At 61.8% G+C, this 23,454-nt stretch carries 14 protein-coding genes; 1 reads left to right on the top strand and 13 read right to left on the bottom strand.

Going from position 1 to position 23,454, the window contains the following annotated elements:
* Positions 1-72: 72 nt before the first annotated feature.
* Positions 73-1,410 (bottom strand): hypothetical protein, encoded by a 1,338-nt coding sequence (locus DW850_RS07240; protein WP_117786696.1) that lies wholly within the window; start codon positions 1,408-1,410, stop codon positions 73-75.
* Positions 1,411-1,628: 218 nt separating this feature from the next.
* Between DW850_RS07240 and DW850_RS07235 the strand changes: the two genes are divergently transcribed.
* Positions 1,629-2,810 carry a cation diffusion facilitator family transporter gene (locus DW850_RS07235; protein WP_117786695.1) on the top strand — a complete coding sequence of 394 codons (1,182 nt, stop codon included), beginning with the start codon at positions 1,629-1,631 and terminating at the stop codon, positions 2,808-2,810.
* A gap of 12 nt (positions 2,811-2,822) precedes the next feature.
* On the opposite strand, the gene DW850_RS07230 is transcribed toward DW850_RS07235, so the two are convergent.
* From DW850_RS07230 to DW850_RS07175, 12 genes are all read right to left on the bottom strand, one after another.
* On the bottom strand, positions 2,823-3,812 hold the full coding sequence (locus tag DW850_RS07230; protein WP_117786694.1) for a hypothetical protein: 990 nt from the start codon (positions 3,810-3,812) through the stop codon (positions 2,823-2,825).
* A 177-nt stretch (positions 3,813-3,989) separates the two neighbouring features.
* Positions 3,990-5,657 (bottom strand): formate--tetrahydrofolate ligase, encoded by a 1,668-nt coding sequence (locus DW850_RS07225; RefSeq protein WP_117778469.1) that lies wholly within the window; start codon positions 5,655-5,657, stop codon positions 3,990-3,992.
* Positions 5,658-5,801: 144 nt separating this feature from the next.
* Positions 5,802-6,869: a Holliday junction branch migration DNA helicase RuvB gene (gene ruvB / locus DW850_RS07220; protein WP_117786693.1), complete on the bottom strand. Its 1,068-nt coding sequence runs from the start codon at positions 6,867-6,869 to the stop codon at positions 5,802-5,804.
* Entirely contained in the window at positions 6,869-7,489 is a 621-nt protein-coding gene (ruvA, locus tag DW850_RS07215; protein ID WP_117786692.1) for a Holliday junction branch migration protein RuvA, read from the bottom strand. The genes ruvB and ruvA overlap by 1 nt, the downstream gene beginning before the upstream one ends.
* Positions 7,489-8,010 (bottom strand): crossover junction endodeoxyribonuclease RuvC, encoded by a 522-nt coding sequence (gene ruvC / locus DW850_RS07210; protein ID WP_035137351.1) that lies wholly within the window; start codon positions 8,008-8,010, stop codon positions 7,489-7,491. The genes ruvA and ruvC overlap by 1 nt, the downstream gene beginning before the upstream one ends.
* A gap of 137 nt (positions 8,011-8,147) precedes the next feature.
* A complete protein-coding gene (locus DW850_RS07205; protein ID WP_117786691.1) occupies positions 8,148-10,133 on the bottom strand; it encodes a hypothetical protein in 1,986 nt (661 codons plus the stop codon).
* A 117-nt stretch (positions 10,134-10,250) separates the two neighbouring features.
* Positions 10,251-10,613 (bottom strand): desulfoferrodoxin family protein, encoded by a 363-nt coding sequence (locus tag DW850_RS07200; protein WP_117786690.1) that lies wholly within the window; start codon positions 10,611-10,613, stop codon positions 10,251-10,253.
* Between the two features lie 101 nt (positions 10,614-10,714).
* Positions 10,715-14,179: an SNF2-related protein gene (locus tag DW850_RS07195; protein WP_117786689.1), complete on the bottom strand. Its 3,465-nt coding sequence runs from the start codon at positions 14,177-14,179 to the stop codon at positions 10,715-10,717.
* Between the two features lie 28 nt (positions 14,180-14,207).
* A complete protein-coding gene (gene dnaE, locus DW850_RS07190; RefSeq protein ID WP_117786688.1) occupies positions 14,208-18,011 on the bottom strand; it encodes a DNA polymerase III subunit alpha in 3,804 nt (1,267 codons plus the stop codon).
* A gap of 239 nt (positions 18,012-18,250) precedes the next feature.
* A complete protein-coding gene (locus DW850_RS07185) occupies positions 18,251-19,450 on the bottom strand; it encodes an MFS transporter (protein ID WP_117786687.1) in 1,200 nt (399 codons plus the stop codon).
* A gap of 86 nt (positions 19,451-19,536) precedes the next feature.
* A complete protein-coding gene (locus DW850_RS07180; protein WP_089572169.1) occupies positions 19,537-19,695 on the bottom strand; it encodes a DUF3284 domain-containing protein in 159 nt (52 codons plus the stop codon).
* A gap of 135 nt (positions 19,696-19,830) precedes the next feature.
* Entirely contained in the window at positions 19,831-23,454 is a 3,624-nt protein-coding gene (locus DW850_RS07175) for an exodeoxyribonuclease V subunit beta (RefSeq protein ID WP_117786686.1), read from the bottom strand.

The following is a 23,454-nucleotide window of genomic DNA, read 5'->3' as shown; positions in this document are numbered from 1 at the left end:
TGTTGCGTTGAGATTGAAAATCAACCCGGGCGGGATGTTGCGCACTCTCGCGAGCCAACCGGCACCACTCCCCTACTTACCAAAGATCGCAGCGAACAAGCCCTTGCGTTTGGGCTTCTCCTCTCGGTAGGAACCCTCGGCAGCCGCTGCCACCTGACGTGGCTGCTCGTCGCCTCCACGGCGCACAATTTGGTACAGGAATGGCGATTTGATGTATTTGACCTCGACGGGCGTGGCGTGAACGGTGCTTTCGCCGGACAGATGCAGGCTCGGATTGAGCGGCGCCACAATATGCGTCTCGCGCTTGTCGCTAAACACCACCGCCGCCGCACGGCCCGTCTGGCCGTTCACGGCAATGCGCACCTGCTCGCCATTACGTCCATCCGACGCGGGACGATCGACAAAGTAGGCCGGCACCATAACCAGGCCGTCCTTGTGCTTGCGGGCCTTGCGCGCCCAGGTGCGGATGCTCTTTTTATTGAGCCCCAGGAAAGTCTCGGCATCGTTGCCGACAATGTCGAGCGCCAGCTTGTCAATGACCACCTGGTCCTTGGTGGACGCATCGACGGAGACAACGCGGAAGTCGCCTTCCTGCATGGCCGGGTCGAACGACCCAACCTTGGCAAAGTCCCATGGCTCCAGAATGCCCATAAGGCGAACGTCCAGGTAGTTTGCCCTGGGATATGCCCAGTCGAGCACCTCGTAGTACACCAGGGTCTCCTTGCTCAGGCCCTTGCCCGGGAAGGACGCCATCATGCGCAGGTCCGCGAGCGCCATGGGGAAGTAGAAGAGCATCATGTCGTTTTGAATCGCGTCTTCCACATCGTGACCGGCAAAGGCGTCTGGATATCGGCGCACCAGCTCAAGCGCATTGGCGCGCGCCTGCTGCGGCGTTATCTCGCAGGGAATACCCTGTTCGGGCACATATTCCGCACCAACGCCCATGGTCAGGCGCTTGCTAAACGTCCCCGGCTTGAGCAGGTCGGCGACACCGATCTTGTTGCCGCAGGACGGGCACTCAAACACGCGCTGGGTCGACTCGCCCTCAAAGGACGCTCCGCAGAAGGGACAGGGGATGCTCACGTGCGTGGCCTCTTGGAACTCCTGGGCCGTGCCGCGATCCTCCCACAGCAGATGTTCCAGGACCGACTGATTGCGCCAGTGCGAATTGAAGAAATACCAGTCCGGGTCCTCCGGGCGCTCGAGTTGCGACACATGCGTGAGCTTGAGTAGTCCATCCACTACCGTCAACGGCGTATGGCGAATGCCCAAAGCGCTCTTGGGCTCTCCGGCGTCCGCCTGCCACGGAATGACCGCACCGCAATAAGCGCACTCAAAGCTGCGCTTAGCTTGGTGCGAGTACATAGGGCCGCCGCAGTTTTGACATTTAATGGCAAACATCTCGTCCATGGAAACGTCCTCCTTTGCACAGGGGCTGTCGACATTAAGTATGTCGAGCAAACAGGCACATGCCCATACCCATGTGGCCCAAAATGGACCACCCAGGCAGACGAGAAGGCTCGCTCGTTAGCACCGGCAGACTATTGCTGCATTTTCTGAGCATCGGTGCACGGCGCCCCCGCGCGAGCTACACTATCCCCTTAAACATGATTGTGAGGACGACCGCTATGCTATTTGTAAATCGGCTGGTACATACGCTTGTTCCCGGCAGCGAGAGCGAGCCGGTCGATGCATCTTGCCGCACCAACGCGGGCTTTTCCGCAAGCCTCGTCTGCATTGGCCTCAACATCACTCTGTGCCTGGCCAAGGGCATCGCGGGCCTGCTCGCCGGCTCTGTCTCGCTCATCGCCGACGCCTTCAACAACCTCTCCGACGCCTCGAGCAACATCGTGAGTCTGCTCGGGTTCCGCCTTGCCAGCCGCCCGGCCGACGAAGGCCACCCCTATGGCCACGGCCGCTACGAGTACCTAGCCGGTCTGTTCGTCGCCGTCCTGGTTTGCGCCGTCGGCATCAACCTGATCCTCGAGTCGGTCACCAAGATCATCAAGCCCTCCCCCACCGCTTACACGCTCGTTTCCCTTGCGGCACTGGCTACATCCATGCTCGTTAAGCTCTGGATGGCCGCATTCAACCGCGCGCTGGGCAACCGTATCGATTCCGAAACACTCATTGCCACAGCACAGGACTCCAAAAACGACGTCATCACCTCGGGCTCGGTCTTAGCGGCGGCGCTTATTTCGCAAACGACCGGCTTTGACCTCGACGGCTGGGCGGGCTTGGGTGTGGGCATCTTCATCTGCATCAGCGGCATGGGCCTAGTGCGCGACGCCATCAGCCCGTTGCTGGGGCAAGCGCCCGATCCCAAGCTCGTCCAGGCAATCCGCGACAAGATCATGTCCTATCCGCAGGTCTTGGGCACACACGACCTGATGGTGCACGACTACGGCCCCGGTCGTCAGTTTGCCAGCGCCCACGTGGAGATGCCCGGCGAGGGCGACGCATTTGAGCACCACGAGATCCTAGACACCATCGAGCACGACATCAAGCGCCAGATGGGCATTGGCATCACGTTGCACTGCGACCCCATCGCCACCACCGGCGACGACCTACGCGGCTGGGTCAAGCGTGGCGTTACGCAGATCGATCCCGCGCTCTCCATCCACGACCTGCACGAGCACGACGGGTTCGTTTCGTTTGACCTTGTGCGTCCCGACGGCTTTGACATATCCGACGAGGAGCTGCTGGAGCTCGTCACGCGCATCGTGCACGAGCGCCGACCCAATGCCTCATGCGTCGTTACGTTTGACTCGGGCTTTAGCTCGCCCGACCGTCCGGCCGAGCAGCTGTAGCCCGCTTAACAGCTAGTTTCCCTGCGTGCCCGAGATGCCGTTTTGTAGGGCGTTCCAGGCATCCGTCGCCATGTCGCCCAAGTTCTGAGCGGTGTCGCCCAGGTTCTGGGCCGTGTCGCCCAGCTCTTGGGCCTTATCCCCAAGCTCCTGTGCCTTGTTGCTCAAGTCCTCCAACGTATTGGAACTCGAGCTGTCGGTACCGCTTTGGCCGTCGGGTGAGTTGCCCGAGCTATTCTTGTGCGTGAGTTGAATTTCGAGGTTGCCGCTGTCGTTATAGTAAGCAGAAGTAACGACCCAGTTGGCATCGATGACGGGCGTTGAGCCATCATCAGTCAGGACCACGGCATTCGAAAGATTGGCGCCGCGCGACTTGAGGAGCTTCTTGGCGTTGGACCAGTACTGCCCCGGGATATCGCTCAGATCGACGGTGCTAGACGAGGCGGACTCGGTTTGCTCGGCAGCGGTATCAGCCGTTGAACTCCCTCGCTTGTTGAGCATGCCCGACACAATGGCAAACACAACCGACAGCGCAAAGAAGATCGCCAGCACGATGAGGATCTTCTTGATCACGCTCGACGAACGCGACGGCTTCTTCTCCTCGTCCTCGCCATATTGCGGAATCGACTTGGGGTACTCGCGATACGGCTCGCGCGACTCGTAGCGAGGCTGCGCCGTGCGAGGCATATACGTCGTCTGCTGAGGCTGCGGAATGGGATTTTGCGGCAGGTCATCATAGGGATTCGGCGTCGAGGCGGCATAAGAATCCTGCGGCGCGTAATCAAACGGGTCCGGAGCTGCGTTGCCATAGGGGCCTTGCGAAGATACGGCATAAGAATCCCGCGCTGTGTCGCCATAGCCCATAACCCGGGTTGGCTCGGCAGAAGGCTGCGTCGCGGCGGGGTCGGTATAACCGGGGTTGGGAACAACGCGGGTCGCATCGGCGCTATCGCCAGCCTGCGCGGAACCGTAGCCGCCCATCACGGTTGTCTTGTCCTGATCCATGCAACGATTCCTTTCCGTCGCCCGTAAGCATCAAGTTATCCATGCATTCTACCCGCGCAAAAGCCCGTGACGGACAGAGCCCGTCCATATCTACAAGACAAGCGCGGCTAGAAAACAAAAGCCCCGCCGGGCCTTGGTAGGCGCGACGGGGCGGGCAAGCAGCTATGGGCAACAAGCTTAGAACAGGCCGGTGATGTTGCCGTCGTTGTCGACGTCGATGTTCTCAGCCGCGGGGACCTTGGGCAGGCCCGGCATGGTCAGAACACTGCCGGTCAGTGCGACCACAAAGTGGGCACCGGCGGAAACCTTGAGCTCACGCACCGTGATGCGGAAGTTCTCGGGAGCGCCCAGGGCCTTGGCGTTGTCGCTAAAGCTGTACTGCGTCTTGGCCACGCACACCGGCAGGTTGCCAAAGCCGTTCTCGCGCAGCTCGGCGAGCTGGCGCTTGGCGGCCGGCGTAAAGTCAACGCCATCGGCGCGGTAGACCTTGGTGGCAATGGCCTCAAGAGCGTCGGCGACATCGGCGCCGTCCTCATAGGCAAACTTGAGCTCGCTCGGCTGCTCAATCAGACGCATGACCTCATCGGCAAGCTCGAGCGCGCCCTCGCCGCCCTTGGCCCAGACCTCGGAAAGCTTAACGTTGACGCCGAGCTTCTGGCACTCGGACTCGATGAGCGCAAGCTCGGCCTCGGTGTCCGTCGGGAAGCGGTTGATGGCGACCACGCAGGGCAGACCATAAACGTTCTGGATGTTGTCGACGTGACGCAGCAGGTTGGGCATGCCGGCCTTGAGTGCCTCGAGGTTCTCCTCGTTGAGGTCGGCCTTGGCGACGCCACCGTTGTACTTCAGCGCACGAGCGGTCGCGACGACCACGACGGCGCTGGGGCGAACGCCCGTCATACGGCACTTGATGTCGAGGAACTTCTCGGCACCCAGATCGGCACCGAAGCCGGCCTCGGTAATGGCGACATCGCCAAAGCGCATCGCCATACGCGTGGCCATGATAGAGTTGCAGCCGTGGGCGATGTTGGCGAAGGGACCGCCGTGGACAAACGCGGGCGTGCCCTCGAGCGTTTGCACCAGGTTGGGCTTGAGCGCGTCCTTAAGCAACGCGGCCATGGCACCCTGGGCCTTAAGGTCGCGGGCACGGACGGGCTCGCCGGCAAAGCTGTAGCCGACGACGATCTCGCCCAGGCGCTCCTTGAGGTCGCTGATACTCGTAGACAGGCACAGGATTGCCATGACCTCGGAGGCGACGGTGATATCGAAGCCGTCCTCGCGCGGCACGCCCTGGGCCTTACCGCCAATACCGTCGATGACGTGGCGCAGCTGACGGTCGTTCATATCGACGACGCGCTTCCAAGTGATGCGTTTAACGTCGATGCCAAGCTGGTTGCCCTGCTGGATGTGGTTATCAAGCATGGCGGCCAGCAGGTTGTTGGCAGCACCGATGGCATGGAAGTCGCCGGTAAAGTGCAGGTTGATATCCTCCATGGGGATCACCTGAGCCCAGCCGCCGCCGGCAGCACCGCCCTTAACACCAAAGACGGGGCCGAGCGAAGGCTCGCGCAGGGCCACGGCACTCTTGACGCCGCGACGACGCAGGCCATCGGCCAGACCGATGGTCGTGGTGGTCTTGCCCTCGCCCGCAGGCGTTGGGTTGATAGCGGTCACGAGGACGAGCTTGGCCTGGTGATCGGTCGGCTCGTTGAGCAGTGAATAGTCGACCTTAGCCTTGTCGAAGCCGTACGGAATAAGGTGCTTAACGTCGACGCCGGCGTTCTTGGCCACCTCGGTAATAGGCAACGGCGTGACAGAACGTGCGATTTCGATGTCAGTAGGCATGGGCGGTCCTTTCGTTACCGAATGAGAAAAAGACCAATTCAGCATAGCACGGGTGCGCAATAGTAAAACGCCCATAACCGATGAACGGCGATATGTTTACCCGATGCCCGGCGATAGCCCAACAGCCCGCCAAAACAAAGCGCCCTAAACGGTAGGTTCAATCCCCAGGTGCTCAAAGGTGCGCAGGGTTGCCTGACGGCCCTGCGGCGTACGAATCATCAACCCGCACTGCAGCAGATAGGGCTCATAGACATCCTCGAGCGTTCCCGGGTCCTCGCCCACAGCGCTGGCAAGCGTTGTCAGGCCCACGGCACGTCCGGAGAACGTCTTAGCGAGTGTCTCCAAAATGCGAATATCCATCCAGTCCAGACCAAGCTCATCGATCTCGAAGAACTCGAGCGCCTGACGGCAAATACCAAGCTCAATGGGACCGTTGCCACGCACCTGCGCATAGTCGCGCACGCGCTTGAGCAAACGGTTAGCCAAGCGCGGCGTGCCACGCGAGCGCGAGCCGATCTCGAGCGCGCTCGGATGGTCTATTGTCACACCCAGGATGGACGCCGAGCGCGTCACAATCTGCGCGAGTTCTTCGACCGTGTAGTAATCCAGGCGATATGAAATGCCAAAGCGATCGCGCAGCGGGCCAGTCAGCATACCCGAGCGGGTCGTTGCCGCCACCAGCGTAAACTTGGGGATATCCAGGCGAATCGAGCGCGCCGCCGGACCCTTGCCAATCACGATATCGAGGGCAAAGTCCTCCATCGCGGGGTACAGGACCTCCTCGACCGAACGGTTGAGGCGGTGGATCTCGTCGATAAACAGCACATCACCCGGCTGCAAGTTAGTAAGGATGGCTGCCAGGTCGCCGGTGCGCGCGATGGCAGGGCCACTCGTGGTCTTGATCTGAGCGCCCAGCTCGTTGGCGATAACCGTAGCCAGCGTGGTCTTGCCCAGACCCGGAGGGCCCGAGAAGATCACGTGGTCGAGCGTCTCGCCACGGCTCTGCGCCGCTTCGATCAACACGCGCAGGCTCTGCTTGATATGCTCCTGGCCGCAGTAATCGTCCAGGCGCTGGGGGCGCAAAGTGCGATCGACATCGAGGTCCTCGGCCGTCAGCTCCGAGCCCACCATGCGCTCGCCGTGCGCCATGGATGCCGCCGGCGAGTTGCCGGGCGTCGCCCACAGGTCCTGAGAGTCATCGGCTTCCCACATCACGCATCCATTCCGAGTCGCTTAAGCGCCGCGCCGAGCAAATCCTCGACACGCATATCCTGCCCATCATACCCGCTCAGGGCAACATCGGTCTCCTGCGGGCTAAAGCCCATGGAAAGGAGCGCCGCACGGGCGTCATCGATGGCCGAGGGAGCGGCAGCGGGCACGGGCATCGCAACCTGGCCGGGAATCACGTCGACCGGCACAAAGCCCTTGTCCTTGGCAAAGGTGCTCTTGAGCTCCAGGATCAGACGCTGAGCTGTCTTTTTGCCCACACCGGGCACCTTGGCCATGCCCTTGTCGTCCTCGGCCATCACCAGCGAATACAGCTGCCCCACGGTATAGGTGGAAAGCACGGCGAGCGCCAAGCGCGGGCCAACGCCCGAGACGAACACGAGCCGATCGAACATCGTGCGCTCATCCTTAGAGGAAAAACCGAAAAGTGTCATGGCGTCCTCGCGCACCTGCATACGCGTGTAGAGGCGGACCTCGCCGCCGGGCGTCGGCAACGTGGCCGCAGTGCTGCCCGAGATGCCGAGCTCAAAGCCAACGCCCGACACATCGACGACAGCAGAGCTCATCGTGGCCTCGACAAGCGTTCCGTGGAGCTGGGAAATCATCAGTATCCGGTTCCTCTCTGTTGATAGAACTCGCCACCGGTGAGGGCGCGGGTGCGGCTGAGGTTTACGTGGCAGATGGCACAGGCCAGGGCATCGGCGGCATGGTCGGGATGCGGGTCGTGGTCGAGCTGCGTTAGCGTGCGTACCATGTAGGCGACCTGCCGCTTGTCCGCGGCGCCGGTACCCACCACAGCCTGTTTGATCTGCATGGGCGTGTACTCGCCGATCTCGAGCGCGCACTCCGAAAGCGCCACAAGCGCAGCGCCGCGGGCATGCGCCGTAGGGATGGCCGAGCGAACGTTGGCGCCAAAGTAAATGCTCTCGATAGCAGCGGTATCGGGTCGATAGCGCTCCACGACACCCTTGAGGTCGCGGGCGATATGCGACAGGCGCACCGCGAGCGGACTACCCGCGCTGGTCTCGATGCAGCCATAGGCACGGCAGCGAACCTCGCCACGCCGCTCCTCGATAATCCCCCAACCCGTATGAGCCAAACCGGGGTCAATGCCTAAAATAACCAAGCCAACCTCCCCTCGTCTTTTACCAAGCGCAAGGCAAGGCCCCGCGCACTACTCACGAACGTCTGTTCTAGAATAACACAACGGGGTCAAGATGCTTAGTTGAAGTATCGGGGTTGAGAGCGAATCCCATCCCCAGTTTAGTTCTGCGAGAAGAATGGGAACTGTCGGGGATCAACCGGCGGATGCGGCATCGGCGTGCCCTGGGGCCCACCCTGCGGTCCGCCCTGGCCGCCCATCATCTTTCCGATGGCGTCCTGGACCTCGCCCTCAAACTTTTTCATGCCCTCGTGCAGGCGGCGCTGGCCGTCCTCGGAGCGCAGTTCCTCCATCTGCTCGGGTGAAATACCCAACAGGTCACCCAGTATGCCCATCATCTCGCCACGCATGCGCTCGCTTGTATCCTCGTCGGCAAAGCGGCGCACCTCGGCGCGTGCCAGCGCATCGACCGTCATGCGCTCTTTACCGCTCAGTCCCAGGTCGGACCACGCGAGCATATACGGCCAGGCACGCTCGGCAAACGAACGGGCCGAGACGATCGGCGCCGTCGGCAGCATGTGACGGGCAGCCTCGCCCTGGCGCACGAGCATCAGCAGCAGCGAGCAAGCCTCGGACTTGCCGGCGGCCATTGGGATGTCGTCGAAGGGACGGTTGCGGTCGACGTGTGACTCGAGCGCGCCATCGACCTCACCCGGTTCGAGCCCATCGAGCAGCTGCGCCGCGCGGTCGAGCATGTCGATCGGACCGTCGAGCGTCGAGAGCGCCCGCGCCAGCACGCGCTCCATGCAATCTTCCACCGCGTTGAGCGTCACGAGCTCCTGCGGCACCACGGCAGACGTGCGGTTGCGCACGCGCGCCACAAACTCGAGCGTCGACAGGTACACATCACCAAAGGGCGCGTAATCGCCCTGGTAGCCACCGCAAAGCGCCGGTGCCGCCAACGCGTACTCGGTCTTGGACAGCGGGCTCAGAGCCATCGCGCCCAGCTCGAGCGCCGTGTCCTCCAGCATAAGGCCCAGCGTGCGAGAGCGCAGGCGCTCGGCGTCGCCCGCCGACACATCGCGGTCGAGTACGCGCGCCGCATCCGGCGCATCGCGCTCAACCGTGCGAATATGCAGGCGCTCGGCAATCGCGCGAACGGCGGCACAACGAGCGGCCTCGGCCTCTTCCTGCGCCGGCGTAAAGATGCGGTTGCGGTCCAACACCAGGCCGATCACGTTGCGCGAGCCCAATGCATCGACAGCCAGCGCCGCAAGCAAAGACGACGGCAGATCGCCCTCGAGCGCCACCACGGCACGCGACGTGCCATGGGCACGGGCGTTATCGCGCACAGCGAGCACCAGCGCCTGCCACAACCACTCCTCGGAACGAAACTCGGGCAGCTCGTGGTCCTCCAGGGCATCGAGCATTACGCCGCGCTGAATCTCCTGAACCAGCAGGCTCTCTTCAAAACACGGCGCTTGGGCCACCACGCGCCCACAGTCGTCGAGTACAAACGACCCGCCGGTATACACCGACTCGTCATAGGCACCGACCGGCGCCATGCAGGCAAACCACACGCTGCGCTTGGATGCGATCTTGCGGTAGGCACCGCTGCGAACGGCGGCAATGGCGGCCGTCTCGCGGTCGGTCATATCAAACGCGTTGAACTGAAAATAGGCGATGAGGTCGACGCCGGTCGGCAGCATCTCGAGTTCGCGGTCCAAGTCGAAGATCACGGCGATACGCACGCCGTCCACGTCGAACACCGGCGGTGCCCAACGGGCATCACCGTTCCCACCACGCTGCAGAGCAATGCTCGAACGGGCCGGCACCACATGGCCGTCCTTGAGCATCATGTAGTCGAGCAGGGGCTGGCCCTCAAACGAAACCGCCGCGGGCACGATGCAGATCATATCGAGTTCTTGGATACGCTCGGCGACACCGGTCAGGCCTGTCAACATGTCGTGCTCAAAGTCGGCAGTGCCCACCAGGCCCCCGGGCATGGCGCCCATAAAGAGCGGAGCCGGCACGCACAGCACGCGCGCCCCGCGCTCGTGGGCCAGACGAGCCTGGTCCTCGATGCGGCCGCAAATGCCCTCAATATCACCCAGGCGCATATCGATCTGTGCAAGTGCGAGCTTCATGGCTCAGCCCTTTCCGTCGTAAACCATCGTTGTCGTAGTAAAAGCGCCGGCCGCATGATGCAGTCGGCGCTCGCATGTGCATGTGCTAGCTATGATACCCCGAGCGGGGACGCGCTCCTAGAACGTCGCGGACCACAGCCCATGCAGGTTGCAATAGGCATAGACGGTACCGGTCTTGGAACCGCCGGCAAAAAACGTCGCAGGCTTCATGCCGGGCTCAAGGTAATGGACCTCCAGACGGCCCTCGGCCTCAAGGGCGATCCACTCGATGTAGTGCTCGGGCACCATAGGATGCTCGACCGATCCCACGCGCGCGCGGATCACGTGACCGTCGCGCTCGCTCTCAACGACGGGCACGTGCTTCTCGTGCGCCGCGTCCTCGGTGTTCGCGGTCAGCTCCGTGCAGCCGGCAGGGGTTGCAACGTCGTTGCCAAGGGCGGCAATGAGCTTGCCGTCGGGGTCCTTAAAGAATTTCGCCATGATGTTCTCCTTTGCTGATGTGCCGATGTTCTCAATGCTTCTTATGCCCAAAGGCGCGCGAACCATCCACGGCATCGCAAATGAACACATAATGAGCGAGGCTAGCGCCCGTCGCCGCCGAGCAGCGCCAGAACATCCTCGCGGGTAAACAGCGCCGAGGAGATGCCGTCGCCGCCGAGCACGCTGTTGACCAGGTCGCGCTTGGACTCCTGCATCTGCATGATGCGTTCCTCGATCGTGTCCTTGGCGATGAGCTTGTACACGGTCACGGTATGTTGCTGGCCAATACGGTGCGCGCGGTCGGTCGCCTGGTCCTGCGCTGCCACGTTCCACCACGGGTCGTAGTGGATGACCACGTCGGCCGCCGTCAGGTTAAGGCCCACGCCGCCCGCCTTGAGCGAAATCAAAAAGACCGGAACCTCGCCCGCTTGGAACTGCGCGACCATCTTGGCGCGGCTCTCCTTAGACGAAGCGCCCGTGAGCTTAAGGAAGGCGATGTCCTCCCTGGCCAAGCGCTTACCGATGATATCGAGCATACCCGTGAACTGGCTGAACAACAGGATGCGATGCCCGCAGTCGAGTGCGCCGTGAACGAGCTCCATACACGTATCGAGCTTGGCGCTCCCCGCCTTGTAATCCTCGTAGTGTAGACGCGGGTCGCAGCAGATCTGGCGCAGCTTGGTGAGCTCGGCGAGCACCTTGAGTTTGTCCTTCTTAAACTCCCCAGCCTCGCGGTGCTGCACCTGCTGGGCGATGCGGTCCTGGTTGGCCAGGTAGAGCTTGCGCTGCTCGCCGGTAAGCTGCGCCATGACGGTGTCTTCGATCTTCTCGGGCAGGTCGGCCACCACGTCTTCCTTAACACGGCGCAGCACAAACGGCGACACGAGCGCCTGCAGGCGAGCGGCGCTATCGCCCTCGGCATGCTCGACGGGGCTCTCAAAGCGCTTGGCAAACGACTCGCGCGTCCCCAAAAGGCCCGGCATCAAAAAGTCGAAGATGCTCCAGAGCTCGGACAGGCGGTTTTCGATGGGCGTGCCCGTCAGGGCAAAGCGCACGCCGGCAGGCAGGCGCTTGGCGGCGCGCGCCACCTGCGTGAGCGGATTTTTAATGTACTGTGCCTCATCGAGCACCACGCGGGCAAAATCCTGCTCGACGTACTCGTCGATATCGCGCCGCATAAGGTCATACGACGTCACGACCACGCTATGCTCGGCCACGCCGGCGATCTGCACGCGGCGTTGAGCCTTGGCGCCCACAATGGCGCACACATCGAGCGACGGGGCAAAGCGCTCCAGCTCGGCAGTCCAGTTGTACACGAGTGAGGCCGGGCATACCACGAGCGTGGGCTTGGTGTCCCCCGCCTCCACGCGCGCCAGAATATGCGCAATCATCTGGAGCGTTTTGCCCAGGCCCATGTCGTCGGCCAAGATGCCGCCAAGGCCCAGGTGTTCGAGCGAGCCGAGCCACTGGTATCCGTCGACCTGGTAGCCGCGCATCGTTGCCTTGAGCGATGCCGGCACCGTAAAGTCCATCTTGCCGAGCGTGTCCAGGCGCTCGACGGTACGGCGGAACGCAGCGTCGCGATCGGCCTCGAGCGCCGGCGTGCGTGCGAGCATGCTGTCGACGAACAGGGTGCTCGACGCGGGAAGCGACACGCCGTCGAGCAGGTCGACGGCATCGACACCCAGGTCCTCGGCAAGGCCAAACGCGGCGCGCGCCCCCTCGTCCAGGCGAATGATGTCGCCGGACGTAAGGCGCGCAAACGTTTGATGGCGCTTGTACGAATCGAGATAGACGGCAAGGTCCGCGGCCGAAAGCCCGCTCGCGCCCAGCTCGACATCGAGCAGATTGCTCTTAACGGTCGCACGAACCGAGAGCTTGGGCGCGGGGCGGACCGAGATCTGGCGCAGACGGTCGCTGAGCATGACCTCACCCAGTTCGGACAGGGCGGACAGGCCCTCGGTCAGCAGGCAGAACAAGCGGGCGTCATCGCGCTCCTCAAACGCCAGACCGCCCTCGTAGAAATCGAAGTACAGGGCCGCCGTATCCATAACGCGAAACTCCGCCACCTCGTCGCGGGGCGGCACACCGGGGCGCTGCTCTTCGAAGGGGCTGCCCGGAGCGCCCAGGCTAAAGAGATCCGCCGACCAATCGCCGTAGGTAACCGTAATTTTGCAGGTCACGAGCCCATCGTCGACACCGATCGCCATAGCAAAGCTCGGCTCGGGTGCCACGGTATCGAGCGCGGCGGGCGCGGTGAGGTCGGTGTAGTCGCGCAAAATGGGCAGCGCCATACGGCAGAACTCACCCACCTGCTCGGCGGCAATATGGGCGGGCGTGCGGCACGGCAGCAAGCGCGACAAAAAAGGTGCGGCATGCTGAGCAAATGCAGCGTCGGTACGGCGCGCGCGGCGCGTGTCAACCAAGTAGGCGGCATCGCCCGACGCAAAGCAGTACATATCGGCGGGCAGGCGCAGGTCATAGCTACCACCAGCCGCCGGCGCGATTTTGGCGGCAAGCAGCGGTGGGCGCTTAGCGGATGCCTCGTCCTCCCCTTGCGGAGACAGCTCAACCGCCACGTCGTAGGTGCGATGCGTCGTCATCCCCCGCGACCAGGCGGGCTCAAAGGAGATGGTCTGGCCGCGCAGCAGGTCCAGCACATATACGATGCTATGCTCGGACAGCGGCAACTGACGCTCGGCAACAAAACCGCTGCGGGCAAAGTCGTACGACGCCGAACGCGAGCTTGTGATGTCATCGAGATAGGCAACTGTCGTCACAACAAGGTTGAGCAGCTTTGCCGATGTTTCGTCAAAGGCCTCAGGTGAATGGACAAACGTGAGCTTCTTGCCATAGGAGAACGTGCCGCCGCGCACGTAGGCATCGGCCATGCCGTCGATGTCCTTGACCACGTAGGAGACCGATCCACAGCGAATGCGGAACTCGAGCGCCCAGCTAAAGCGGTCAGCGAACAGCGGATTGTAGTACGGCACCAACGAGGGCTCCAACGCCGCTTTGGGGGCGTCGGGATCAACGGCACCGGCAAGCTTGCGGCGCATGCTCGCCAGCTCATCCATGCGTGCGTCCGAAAGATCAGAGAGCGCCGCCATGAGGCTGGGGCTTGTGGGGACGGGCGCCGGGAAGGGAAAGTTGGGGTTGACGGCCGGCGCTTTGGGCGCGGTGCGCGCGGGCTGTTTCGGCTGCGCCGTAAACGTGCGAACCGGTGTGCGCAGCCCCTCAACAGGCTCAATGCCGCTGGCGTCCAGATACGCCAGCGCTGTGGCGATGGCGTGCTTGCACATACCGGGGTAACGATAGGCGGCGGGGCAATCGCAGTCGTAGTCGATCACCTCGTGCTCGTCCATGTCGAGCGCCACGTGCGTCTTGTACAGGTCGCCGCGCGAGCCGCGCACCGACCCCTCAATCGTCACGTTTTTGGAGAAGCGCGAGCCGCTGTCCTCAATCGACAGCACGGCGCCGTTGAGCATGAGCGAGCGGCCCTTCATAAAGGTGCCGCTCAACGCCGCCTCTTTCCGGAGTGCCTGCACAAACGTCCCCTGCGCCATCACTTCCTCCAATCTCACCCGGGGTAGCTTAGATCACCGTCACGCGGCCCTGGTTGCCGACGATGGCCTTGGCCTCTGCCAGCAGCGGAATCGAGCGCGCGTTGACCTTGGCCGGCACTTCGGCACGCAGCACGCGTCCGTCTGCCTGCTCGATAAAGATCTCCACGCGATCGCCGCCCGGGTTGGCGGTAAGCACCGTGGCAAGACGCGCCATATTGCCCTGGCTAAAGCGGCTGTTGGGCACCATGACCTCAAACACCTTGGGCTTGTTGTTCTCCTCGTTAAGCTCGAGCGGCACGATCTCCTGCGCGATGATCTGGTCGCCGCGGTCCGAGCGCTCGAGCTTGCCCTTAATGCGCACAAAGGCATCGGACAGCTGCGCGCCGGTCTCGGGATCGACCTCGCCGTACAGGTACCCCTCGGCCTCTTTATAGGTCTTGGGGAACACGACGACGGTGGCCTCGCCTTCCATGTCCTCGAGCTGCACGATGCCCATGGGGTCACCGTTTTTGGTCACGCGCTTGGACACGCTCGAGACCATACCGGCCCACCACAGCGCCTTGCCCTCGGGAATCTCCTGGTTGATGGTGCCGCCCGTAGGATTCTGCACCTCGTAACCGGTATCGATCTGCGAGAACGAGAAGTCGCGCGCCTTGGCTAGCGCATACTCAAACGGGCGCAGCGGGTGGTCCGAGACATAGATGCCCAGAACCTCTTTCTCTTGGCTCAGCTTAAGGTGGCGGTCCCACTCCTGGCCATCCGGATCGGGCACGCTCACCTCAAAGCCCGAGCCCTCAACGTCGCCAAACATATCGAAGAACGACGTCTGGCCGCTCGCGCGGTCCTTCTGGCGCTTTACCGCGGCATCGATGATGTTCTCGGGGTTGTTCTTGTCCACAAAGTGCATCATCTGGCGACGCGGATACCCCGTGGAGTCGAAGGCGCCTGCCTTGATCAGCGATTCGATCACACGACGGTTTGCCTGGCTCGAGTCCACGCGCTCGACAAAATCGTGCAGCGTCTTAAACGGACCGCCCGCCTCGCGTTCGGCGATAATCGCCTGCGCCACGCCGGTGCCCACGCCGCGGATGCCGGCCAGACCAAAGCGCACGCCCTCCTTGGTAGCCGTGAACTCGGTACCGGACTCGTTGACATCTGGCGACAGCACGGGGATGCCGTCGTGACGGCACGCCGAGACGTAGTGCACGATCTTGTCGGTCTTGCCCGTATAGGACGTCAGAACGGCCGCCATGTACTCGTGCGGATAGTGCGCCTTGAGCCATGCCGTCTGCATAACCAGAATGGCGTAGCCGGCGGAGTGCGACTTGTTAAAGGCGTAAGACGCGAACTCGAGAACATCGTCCCAAATCTTCTGGGCGACCTCGCGCGTGTAGTTGTTCTTGATAGCGCCGTTCATCCAGTGGTCGTAGGTGGTCTCGTCCGAGCCATCCTCCCAGTGCAGCACCGTCGACGTGAGCAGCTTGATCTTTTTCTTAGCCACGGGCTTACGGATACGCGAGTCCGATTCGCCCTTGGAGAAGCCGCACATCTCAACGGAGATGAGCATAACCTGCTCCTGGTAGACCATAGTGCCGTAGGTTTCGCCCAGGATGTCGTCCAGGCGGTCGTCGTAGGAGACCGCCGGCTCCTTGCCGTTCATACGGTTGATGTAGGACGAAACCATGCCGGCGCCCAGCGGGCCCGGGCGGTACAGGGCGATCAATGCTACGACGTGCTTGTACTCGGTGGGCTTCATGTTCTTGATCGTGGCCGTCATGCCGGCGGACTCGACCTGGAAGACGCCGGCGGTGTGGCCGGAACCCATGAGCTTAAAGATCTCGGGGTCGTCAAAGGGAATCTCTTCCTCTTTGATGTCGATGCCGAAGTTCTTTTTGATGTTTGCCTTGGCCTTGGAGATAACAGTCAGCGTGCGCAGGCCCAAGAAGTCCATCTTGAGCAGGCCCATGTCGGCAACGGTATGGCCCTCGTACTGGGTAATCTCGACGCCGCCCTTGGTGTCGAGCTTGGTGGGCACGTGCTCGTTGACGGGGTCGCGGCAGATCAGAACGGCGCACGCGTGCACGCCCTCGCCACGGGTGAGGCCCTCGATTGAGAGCGCCGTGTCGATGATGCGGCGGGCGTCGTCGTCCTTTTTATATGCCTCGGCAAAATCGGGGTTAAACAGGTCCTCTTTGCCGGGTTGCTTTTCGAGCACCTGCTTGAGCTTGACCTTGGGGTCGCTCGAGACCATCTTGGACAGACGCTGGCCCATGTAGACCGGGTAGTCCAGGACGCGAGCGGCGTCGTTGATGGCCTGCTTGGCCTTAATGGTCGAGTAGGTGATGACGTGGGTGACCTTCTCGGGGCCGTAGAGCTGGCGAACGTGCTCCACGACCTCGAGGCGCCGCTCATCGTCGAAGTCCATATCGATATCGGGCATCTCGGTACGCTGCGGGGACAGGAACCTCTCAAACATCAGGCCGTTCTCGAGCGGATCGAACGCGGTGATGTTCATGGCGTAGGCGACGATAGCGCCGGCAGCCGAGCCACGGCCGGGGCCGACGCCGATGCCGTTGTCCTTGGCCCATTGCACGTACTCGGCAACAATCAAAAAGTAGGCGGCAAAGCCCTTGTCGCAGATGACTTTGTATTCGTACTCAAAGCGCTCTTTGATGTTGACGCCACCGATCTCGCGCGTGGCCCAGTCGTCACCGTAGTGCTGGCGCAGGCCCTTCTCGCACTCGCGGCGGAACTGGCTCTCGTGCGTCTCGCCGGGATCGAGCAGCGGGAAGCGCGGCAGGATGATGGAGTCCCAGTCCAGCTCTACGTAGCACTTGTCGGCGATCTCGAGCGTGTTGTCGCAGGCCTCGGGGCAATACGGGAACATCGCCCGCATCTCCTCCTCGGTCTTCATATAAAACTCCGAGCCGGTCATGCGCATGCGGTTGGGGTCGTCGACCTTGGCGTTCATGCCAATGCACATGATGACGTCCTGCACCGGCGCGTCCTCGCGGCGCAGGTAGTGGAAGTCGTTGGTGGCAATGACTTTGACGCCCACCTGCTTGGCGATATCGATGAGCGTGCGGTCCATCTGCTCGTCGGTCAGGCCGTTGTCGGTGGTGATGCCGTGTTCCTGGATCTCGATATAAAAGTCGCCGGGTTCGAAGGTATCGCGGAAGGTCTCGGCCCACTTGATGGCGCCCTCCATGTCACCGCGGTCGATGTATTTGGGAATGATGCCCGCGATGCAGGCGCTCGTGCAGATCATGCCCTTGGCATGGCGGCGCAGGTTGTCGAGCGTCACGCGGGGCTTGTAGTAAAAGCCCTGCACGGCGGCCTCGGAAACCGTCTGCATCAGGTTGACGTAGCCCTCCTGGTCCTTGGCCAGGAGGATCATGTGGTAGAGCTCGGGCTTATGGTCGCGGGCAAGGGTCTCGTCCGGCGTAAAGTAGACCTCGCAGCCAAAGATGGGCTTGATGACCAGGGGCGGCTTGAGCTCGTCGATGTTGCCCTTCTCATCCCACATGGCCATGTCCTTCACATACTGGGCATGCTCGCGCGGGTTTGCCTCGGGATCGGGCTCCACCAACTCGTCGCGGCGATCCTTTTCCAAGAAGGCCTTGTCGTGGCTCCAGGTTTTGTACTCGGGTGTGTTGTGGTTGACGGCGTCGCAGGCCAGCGCCAGATCGGGCACGCCGTACATGTAACCGTGGTCGGTAATGGCCACGGCGGGCATGCCAAGCTCAACGGCACGGTTGACCATATCCTGGATACGGGTTGCGCCGTCGAGCATGGAGAAAACAGTGTGATTGTGCAGATGGACGAATGCCATGTGATGAGCTCCGATGCGGGTTCGTGTTCTGACTGAACGATTTTACCCCACGGCACGGACAGCACCCGAACCTAGCCAAACCCACACGGGTAGTCAATTTGGGACCTTCAAAAAGGGAATGAGGGCATCCCGATGCATCGAGTATTACTGGAACCCCGGCGATACGCTGAATGATTTGTGACGAATAGTCATGTCCATCAAGAAGGCTCGACGCTTCGGGCAGCTCGTCAATCGATATATCAATTCTTGGAGACATGTATTCCTACCATTTTTAAAGAAACAACGGCGGTAATTGCTATCGCGATTGCGCCAATAACACCGAGCGCTATCTGAATGGGATATAACCCCAACACATATCCAAATATGGAGAAAAACATTGCAGAAAAGAGAGCCCTTACCAGAGACGCGACGGAAAGGATCGTCGCGCGGAGATCGTCCGCTATAGCGTCTTGGATTAAGTTTTCCGAAGTGATGTACACCACTTCTGGGAGAAAACAAAGCACCATGCTAAGGCCAAACAAACACAGCGGATTTGAAGCGAACCACGGAAGAATCATGAAAAGGCCAGCCTCGATTAGCATCGAGCCGAGCATGGTATTTCTTTTCCCAAAACGCGATGAGAAGAAATCTGCTGCAATGTAGGCCGTCGCATTTACTGCATAGGATGCACCGAAAAAGATTCCTATTATGGAGACGGGAGCATCAAATGCGTCGAATACCAACTGATTCAAGTTGTAATAACTCCCATAGAATCCATCGAGCATGCTTGTGCCGATTAGAAGAAGCAACACCGCAAAAGCGGATTCTCCAATGCTCCAGGTTTCGCGTCTGAAGATCTTGGCTACGTCAAACCTTTCCTCCCCAGAGTTTTTGGAATGGGTCGTTTCCATCCTCTCAATGGGATACAGAAGGAAAAGCTGCAGGAGATAGAAAACGGAAACGCATACGTAGAGGGCACTCCAAGATACTTGGGCAATGAATGATCCAAGTACGATTGCCACTCCCGTCGCGATTGATTGCGCGGCAAGCAGCCGAGCGTTGATGGTGAGGAAGCGCTCTCCTTGACCGGCATTTCGGGCAATTTCATATAAAAGTGCTTGTTCGGATCCCGATTGAAGGGAGTAGGCGAGTGCCTCGACAAGGGAAAGCGCGACGAGAAAGGGGCCTGAGAGCAACAGCATGCCAGCCGTATGGAAGAAAAGAAGCAGAACGCCCACTTGAATCGAGAACTTCTTTCCAAAGAAATCGCCTACCAGCCCTGTTGGCAGCTCGAGGACGACCGTTGCAATGTTGTACAGGGCTTGATAAAGAGCGATTTCCGTGACAGACATTCCTTTATCCGCAAGGAAAAGTAGAAACACTCCCCGATTTAAAACAAATCCCGCGAGTACGAAAAAGGCGGAATAGATGTGCAGTTGCGTAGCGGCATTCTTATTCATTTGGCACTTCCAACAACATTTTTTGTCGGGCTGTTCGCTACTGACTCGAAACCCGAAGCGTTCACGGTTTCCGATGAAGAGTCACCTTACCTTTTGCGGTATGGGCGCTTCTCGTACTTATAGCCGTTGAGCTTGTTGCGGCTGGGACACTTGCCCGTGGCGTTCTCGATATCCTGCATGATGGACCCCGCCAGAGCGTCAAAAAGCTCCTCCGGCGTCACCTTAAGCGTTTTGGTGAGCTGCATGATAGCTCCTTATTCGTTTGAACCGTTCGAGCTATTGTACCGTCCCAGACTCTCCCATGCGTTGCGGTGAAATGCGGACTGTTTGGCGGCTTTTTTGGCCAAAACAGTCCGTATTCCACCGCAAGTTATTGAGGGCTAGAGGCTGTAGGTGACCACCTGAGGCTCGCACGGGTTGGCGGGGTCGACTTGCTCCACGCGGACGAACTTGACGGTCACTGCCTCAAAGCCCGCCTTGTGCAGAACGTCGGCGTAAACGCGCGCCTGCAGGGCGTGCTTCTCCTGCAGCTGTTCCGGCGTCTCGTCCGGTGTGCCGCCCGTCTTGTAGTCGATGACCAGCGCGCGTGACGAATCCGCCGGGTTCGTCGCCAGTGCATCAATGGCGCCCTCGGCATAGGCACCGTAGCGGGCGATGTCCTCGTCCTCGCAGCCCAGCGAGAAGAACGGCACCTCGGCACGGATGCACGGCCAGGCAAGCAGCTCGGCACGGACCGCCGACTTGAGCCAGCGGTCCAGGGCAACGTCGAAGCGCTCGCGCTGCTCCGGCGTCAGGTGCCACAGGCGCGTCAGCGCATCGGCACGCTCAGCGGGCAGCGCATCGGCACCCACCTCGATCAGCCACTGGCAGGCGGCATGGAACGCCGAGCCCAGCGCCATGGGGTTGCCGGCGGGCTCGACAGCAGCCACGTCTGCATCGGCCATCTCCGAGCCATCCGACTCTGCATCATCGCCTGCCTCGTCCATGGGAACACGAGTCTCGGCGGCTCGGTCCTCGGACTCGGCATGCAGCGCCGCGGCAATTGACGAGTAGCTGTACGAATCGCGCGCCGGATACGGGCAGGTGCCCATGCGCACGCCCACCGCCTGGGGATACACGAGCTCAAACGCATCGGGCTCGGGGTCGGCAGGACCGGGAACAGCGGCGTGGGCATCCGCACCGGCACCCTCCGGCTCCGCATCGCCGCGGACAAGCCTGCCCTCGACATCCAGCGAAGCGTTGACCTCAAACGTCTGCTCGCCAAACGTAAAGTCCGCCAGCGAGATGAGCTCGTAGTCGCCCGGCTTGGAGTTGTCGAACACCAAACGGTCGCTATCGAGCTGCGGCATGTCCAGGCTGTCGGTCGGCAGGATGCGGCGCAGCACGTCGTAGGTCAGATCCGTCTCGACATCGAAGGTCGGCGCCGTCACCTTGCCGCGGCTCACGCCGACATCCATCGCCAGAATGACCAGCTCGCGCGCTCGCGTCATGGCGACATAGAGCAAGCGAGCCCGCTCCTCGAGCGAAAGCTGCAGGTCGTGGTTGCGCAGGCGAACGAATGCCTCGGCGGGAGAACCCGTCGCGCAGACATCCTCCATGAGCTCCGGCGGCAACCATAGCGACGTGCCCTTACCCTTAAACGCATGCTCAAACTGCTTTTTGACGTCATCGCCCTTTACGAACGTGCCGTCCGCGAGTTTAACGCCGTCGAAGCGCGCCGGCAGCGCCACGACCTGCGCTCCGCCCTCGACACGCCCCATCTGAGCCGCACCCGAGGACTTACGCACGCCAAAGCACTCCGCAACCGCCACGACCGGATACTCCAGGCCCTTGGAGGCATGCACCGTCATGATGCGCACCGCGCCGTCGCCCTCCTCGTTGAGGGCACCTGGGGCCTCCTTGCCCGCCAAGAAGCGGTCGAAGGCAAGCGCAATGGAACGCGGCGAGTTACCGAACTCGGCCTCCGCCTCGGCCACGGCATCGAGCGCCTTAAGCACGTTGGCGGCAATGGCCTTGCCCTCGGGACCACGCTGTGCCAGACGCACAAACCAGCCGGAGGCGTTGACAGTATCGCGCGCGATGGCGGCGAACGAATCGCGGCCCACGCGACGAAGCGCATACCGCAGCACCTCGCGGGCGCGCGTCACGAGCGGCAAGTCTTGCAAACCCGGCACATCGGAATCGCTCATGATGCCCGCATCGATGTTGCGGCGCGAGGTCTCCCCCGTCTGGTCGTCCAGTTTGGTCGCCAGCGCCAGGAACTCCTGGGCGCCGAGCGCAAACATCGGCGAGGCGAGCAGCGGCATAAGGCCCTGCGCCGTATCGGCCGGATTGGCGAGTGCGCAGACCAGGGCACGCACCGTCTGCACCTCAGCTGCCTGGGCAAAGACCGAGCCGCCTGCGATCACGCAGTCGAGCTCTTGGTCGCGGAAGGCCTGCGCATAGACATCGGCGTTGGTCATGCGGCCCAGCAGCAGGACCATGCTGCCCTGGGGCTGGCCCGCTTTAACGAGTGCTTGGAATCGCTCCGCAATCGCGCGAGCTTTCGCCTGCGTTCGCTCCTGCGTACTGCCACCGGCAACGAAGATCGCCTGGCGGCGCGATGTCTTCGCCTTGAGCTTGTCCTCGCGTTCGTCGCTCGGTTCAAGATCCAAGAACCCCTGCATCAAACCACCGGTGTCGCCGTCAAAGACGCGCGCCACATAGCGCAGCACCTCGTCGTGGCTGCGGAAGTTGCGTACAAGCTTGACGAGCTCGCCGGCGGGGGCATCGGACGTGGCGACCGTCTCGGACGCCGTCGTCGAACCCACCTTGCGCTCCTGGCGACGGAACACCTCGACCTCGGCACCACGGAAGCGGTAGATCGACTGCTGCGCATCGCCTACGGTGCACAGTGCGCGCTCCCCCGCGCCCGTCAGGTAACGGATCAAATCGACCTGCATCTGGTCGGTATCCTGGAACTCATCGATCATGACCATCTTAAAGCGACCCTCATAGGCCGCTCGGATGGCGGGATAATCGCGCAGCGCCTCGTACGCCATGCGCAGCAGGTCGTTGTTATCAAGCGCGGACTGGTCAGCCTTGAGCGCGCGGTATTCCGCCTCCACAGCACGAGCAAGCCCCACCAGCGCATCGAGCGCCGGACCGCCGCAGGCAAGCACGATATTGATAAATGCATCGGCGGCCTCGGCCTTGAGCAGCTCCACCTGCTCCTTAGGAAACGCCTTGCTCGCCCGAGGCATGCTGCACGACATCATGAGTCGCGCCACATCCTCCATGGTTTTGCCGCTCGCCTCAAACGCGTCGATGGCATCGAGTGCCACCTGCGCTTTCTCGGTCGCGGCCTTGCTTGCGCCCAGCGCCGCACGATAGGCATCGGCGAGTGCCGAGGTATCGGCCTGGCCGCGCGCCACGCACACGTCGTCCATACCGCCCGGCAGCTGGCTCGAGAGCTCCAGCAGCTCACGCACCAGGCCCTTGATGGTGGTGCCGGCGCCAAAGAGGCCGCCCTCGCCTGCCATGGGATACCAGGCGTAGAGGCTTTTAAGCGAAGCGGCGAGCTCGGGGGCGGCATCGGGTGCCGTCGCTCGGGCCAGCACATGCTCAACAGCCTGGTCCATAAGCTCGTCGGTATCGGTGAGCACCGTGAACTCGGGATCGATGCCCAGCTCCAACGCATGTGCGCGCAGGATACGCGAGCACATGCCGTGAATGGTCGAGATCCACGCATCGTCGACGGTCAGGGCTTCCTCGTCCATGCCCTCGTCGATGAGCGCGCGGCGCACACGGTCACGGATCTCGGCCGCGGCGTCTTTGGTAAAGGTAATGGCGAGCACCTGATCCAGATGCTCAACGAACGGACCGGATTCGGGCGAGAGCGCGTAGACGATGCGGCGCGTGAGGGTAAAGGTCTTGCCCGAGCCGGCACCTGCCGAGACAAACAGCGGGCGGTCGAGCGTTTTGACGACTTGCAGTTGTTGCGGCATCAAAGTCGAAAGATCCAT

This window comes from Collinsella sp. AM36-4AA (assembly GCF_003467795.1).
Classification (GTDB): domain Bacteria; phylum Actinomycetota; class Coriobacteriia; order Coriobacteriales; family Coriobacteriaceae; genus Collinsella.
Note: the sequence above shows the minus strand (reverse complement) of the source record. Positions and strands in the feature narration are given on the sequence as shown.